General features: G+C 75.8%; 3 protein-coding genes. 2 read left to right on the top strand and 1 reads right to left on the bottom strand.

Annotation, left to right across the window (positions count from 1 at the left end):
* The coding region (locus tag AB0E96_RS39395) for an alpha/beta hydrolase (RefSeq protein WP_359831412.1) at positions 1-1037 on the top strand (1037 nt) is incomplete at its 5' end.
* A gap of 141 nt (positions 1038-1178) precedes the next feature.
* Here AB0E96_RS39395 and AB0E96_RS39390 read toward each other — a convergent pair.
* Positions 1179-2783: an FAD-dependent monooxygenase gene (locus AB0E96_RS39390; RefSeq protein ID WP_359831410.1), complete on the bottom strand. Its 1605-nt coding sequence runs from the start codon at positions 2781-2783 to the stop codon at positions 1179-1181.
* 58 nt (positions 2784-2841) lie between these two features.
* Here AB0E96_RS39390 and AB0E96_RS39385 point away from each other — a divergent pair, with 58 nt between their 5' ends.
* Positions 2842-3483 carry a TetR/AcrR family transcriptional regulator C-terminal domain-containing protein gene (locus AB0E96_RS39385; protein ID WP_359831408.1) on the top strand — a complete coding sequence of 214 codons (642 nt, stop codon included), beginning with the start codon at positions 2842-2844 and terminating at the stop codon, positions 3481-3483.
* The last annotated feature ends 349 nt before the right edge of the window (positions 3484-3832 follow it).

Below are 3832 nucleotides of genomic sequence, written 5' to 3'. Positions count from 1 at the left end.
GGGCGCCACAGGTGCCGGCGCCCACCACGCACCGGCCGATCGGTGCCGCTGCGGTGCGCCTGGTGGACACCGACCGGCACGATCCCTGGCGGCCGGATGCCGCCGCCCGCGAGCTGATGGCCACCCTCTGGTACCCGGCGCGGTCCGCACACGGCGAGCAACTGCCGTACCTGTCCCCGGAGATGTCCACCGCGCTGTACGGCACGCCGGAGCTCGGCACGGTCCGGACGGGGGTGCGGGCCCGCACGGTTCCCGCGCCCGGGCGGCACCCCCTGGTGGTGCTCTCGCCCGGCTTCGGCTACGACCGTTCCTCGCTCACCGCCCTCGCCGAGGACCTCGCGGCCCGGGGCTACGTGGTGGCCGCGCTGGACCACACCTACGAGACGGTCGTGCAGTTCCCCGACGGCCGGGTGGAGCCCTGCCTGATCTGCGAGGACGTGAACGCCGAGCGGGCGGCCGAGGTCATCCGCAGCCGGGCGAGGGACATCGGCTTCCTGATCGACCGGTTGACCGCGCCCGGTCCCGGGCTCGTCCCCGGGCTCCGGATCGACCGCGACCGGATCGGCGCGGCCGGCCACTCGATCGGCGGCGCGAGCGCCGTCGAGGCGATGCGCGAGGACGGGCGGATCCGCGCCGCCGCCAACCTGGACGGCGACTTCTTCGTCCCGCTCCCGGCCGGCGGCCTCTCCCGCCCGGTGCTGCTGCTCGGCGCGCAGCGGCACGCGGGGGAGTCCCCGACCGCGAACTGGGACGAGGCCTGGCGGCACCTGAGCGGCTGGAAGCGCTGGCTGGACCTGCCGGACGCCGGCCACCTGTCGTTCTGCGACGTGCACTGGCTGGTGGACGCCTTCGGCATCCGTGACCAGCTGCCGCCCGAGAGCGTCCCGGAGCAGTACGGCACCATCAAGGGCGGCCGCGCGCTCGCCGCCACCCGGGCGTACCTCGGCGCCTTCTTCGACCGGCACCTGCTCGACCGCCCGGGCCGGCTGCTGGACGGGCCCTCGGCGGCCTACCCGGAGGTCCGCTTCGCCAAGTAGGCGGCGGGCTCCGGGGGTTCGGCCGGCCCCGGTCCTTCCGCCCGCCGGTCCTCCGGCTGCCGTGAACCGGTGGCCGGAGGACCGGGGGCCGGGGGCCGGGGCCGGAGCCGCCCTTGAAGGCTGCCCCGCCCCGCCCCGCCGCTACCGGCGGGCGAGCGTGGCCGCGACGGCGGCGCGGGCGGCCTCGTACGGGTCGGCGTCGGTGGTCAGCCAGCCGAGGTGGCCGTCGGGGCGGACCAGGGCGGCCGTGACCCCGGACCAGGCGGTGCGCCGGCCCGGTGCGCCGTGGTCGGCCGGCGGCGCGGTGTGGACGTCCAGGCCGGGCGTCACGTCGTGGGCCAGTGCCGCGAGCGGGGACGGCGCGCCGGGGGCGGTGGCGAGGTCGAGCAGGACGTAGCCGCCCCGGCTCCGCAGGGACAGCAGCGTGCCGCCGCCGTGGACGGCGAGGTCGGGGGCGCGGGTGCCGGTGAGCGGGTGGGCGCCGGCCGGCTCGGCGGGCGGGTAGCCGGCGCCGAGCCCGGAGGCGCGCAGGGCCAGGGCGTCGGAGAACTCCGGTACGCCGGTGATGAGTTCGCCCAGGAGCTCGCGCATGGCGAGGTTCTCCGGGGTGTAGCTGGTCATCAGGCCGGTCTGGGCGCTGGTGCTGCGCAGCAGGTCGGCGCCGACCGGGTGGCGTTCGGTGTGGTAGCTGTCGAGCAGGCCCTCGGGGGCGGTGCCGGCGAGGGCCTGGGCGAGCTTCCAGCCGAGGTTGCCGGCGTCCTGGAGGCCGACGTTGAGGCCGGGACCGCCGGCGGGGAAGTGGGTGTGCGCGGCGTCGCCGGCGAGCAGGACGCGGCCGTGCCGGTACTGCTCGGCCTGGCGGGTGGCGTTGCCGAAGACCGAGATCCAGTGCGGGTCGCGCATGCCGAGGTCGGTGCCGGCGATCCGGCGGACCCGGGTGCGCAGTTCCTCGACGGTGGGGACCTCGGGCGGCTCCTGGACGCTGTCGGCGTCGTTGCCGACCACCCGGTGGAGGCCGCCGGGCATGGGGAAGACCATGACGGCGCCGTGCTCGTTGGAGGTGGAGGGGTGGGCGGGCGGTGCGTCGAGGGTGACGTCGGCCATCCAGGCCCACCGGGTGGCGGGGGTGCCGGGGAAGCCGATGCCGGCGGCGGTGCGCACGGTGCTGCGGCTGCCGTCGCAGCCGACCAGGTAGGCCGCGCGCAGCTGCCGGTGTCCGGCCGGGGTGTCGACCTCGACGGTCACCGCGTCGTCGTGCCGGGTCAGTCCGGTCACCCGGTGCTCGCGCAGCAGGCGGACGCCGACGGCCTCGGCGTGGGCGGCGATGAGTTCCTCGGTGCGCACCTGCGGCAGGACGAGGGTGAACGGGTAGGGCGTGTCCAGCCGGGAGAAGTCCATCCGGGTGGTGAGCGCGGCGAAGTGTCCGCTGGGCACCCGGAGGCCTTCGGCGAGGAAGGGCGCCACCAGCCCCCGGGCGGCGAACAGTTCGAGGCTGCTCGGGTGGACGGTGAGGGCGCGGGAGTGCGGGTCGGGCTCGGCCCGGGTCTCCAGCACGGTCACGTCGACGCCGTGGAGCCGCAGTTCGCAGGCGAGCCAGAGCCCGACCGGTCCGCCTCCGGCGATGACGACCTCGTGCGGGGTGTCCCGTGCGGTGCCGGGCGTGGCGGTCGCGGTGGCGGTGCCGTGTGTGGTGGCGGTGGCCTGCGTCGTGGTGCCGGGTGCGGTGCTGTGCGTGCCTTCGGACATGGCGAAGCTCCCCTTCTTGGTCACTGACCAATGACGATGCCTCCAGTAGACTAGGTCAGTGACCAAGAAGCAAACCCCGACCGCCCCCCGGGCCCGGCTCGACCCGGCCGCCGTGGTGCGCGCGGCGCTCGAACTGCTCGACGAGAAGGGCGCCGACGCTGTCTCCCTGCGCGGCACGGCCGAACGCCTCGGCGTGCGGATGAACACCGTGCTGTGGCACGCCAAGACCAAGGCCCGGCTGCTGGAGCTGATGGCCGAGGCGATCGTCGCCGGGGTCGCGCTCACGGACCTGCCCGAGGCCCCGGACGAGCGGGTGCGCGAACTGGCCCGCCGGTACCGCCGCAGCCTGCTCGCCCACCGCGACGGCGCCCTCGTCGTCGCGGGCACCTACGCCGCCGAGCCCGCGACCCTCGCCTTCGCCGAGCAGGTCGTGGCGGCCCTGCTCCGCGCCGGACTCGACGAACGCCGGGCCGCCTGGACGTTCTGGAGCATCCAGTACCTGGTGCTCGGCCTGACGCAGGAGGAGCAGGCGCTCGACGCCTCCGGCGAGGAGCACACCCTCGGCCCGGCCCTGGCCGCCGGGAGCTACCCCGCGCTCGACCGGGTGGTGCCGCACCTGGAGGACACCGCGTTCGACGAGCGCTTCGAGTTCGGCCTCGACCAGCTGCTGCGCCTCCTCGACACGGCCGACGGGTCGTGACGGGCGTGGTGACGGGCAGGTCGTGACGGGCTCGGCGTGACCGGGGGAGGGCAGGAACCTCCGGCGCGGAGGTGGAGAAAGTTCTACTCCGGATACGCCAAGCAGTGTCAATGTGCCGAACCGCCGCCGTTCCTAGCGTGGTCACCAGCTCGCGCGAGGTGCGTGACCCGGTGGTGGGAGTTCGAGTGCAGACTCAAGGGATCGGTCAGGGGACGGCGGCCGTCCGGCTCGTGGCGGTCGAGAAGACGTACGGCGGGGGCGACAGCGAGGTGGCCGTCCGGCACGACGGCGCCGTGCCGCACGCCCGGGTCGTCGACGGCGGCCGGGGCGGCGCCGACGCGGCCGGGGC

Source organism: Kitasatospora sp. NPDC036755 (assembly GCF_040636595.1).
In the GTDB taxonomy this organism is placed as follows: domain Bacteria; phylum Actinomycetota; class Actinomycetes; order Streptomycetales; family Streptomycetaceae; genus Kitasatospora.
The sequence above is the reverse complement of the archived record's forward strand: the minus strand, read 5'-3'. Positions and strand labels throughout refer to the sequence as shown.

Coding starts and splice junctions, on each gene's coding strand:
- AB0E96_RS39390 (WP_359831410.1), bottom strand. CDS start 2,783: ATGTCCGAAGGCACGCACAGCACCGCACCCGGCACCACGACGCAGGCC.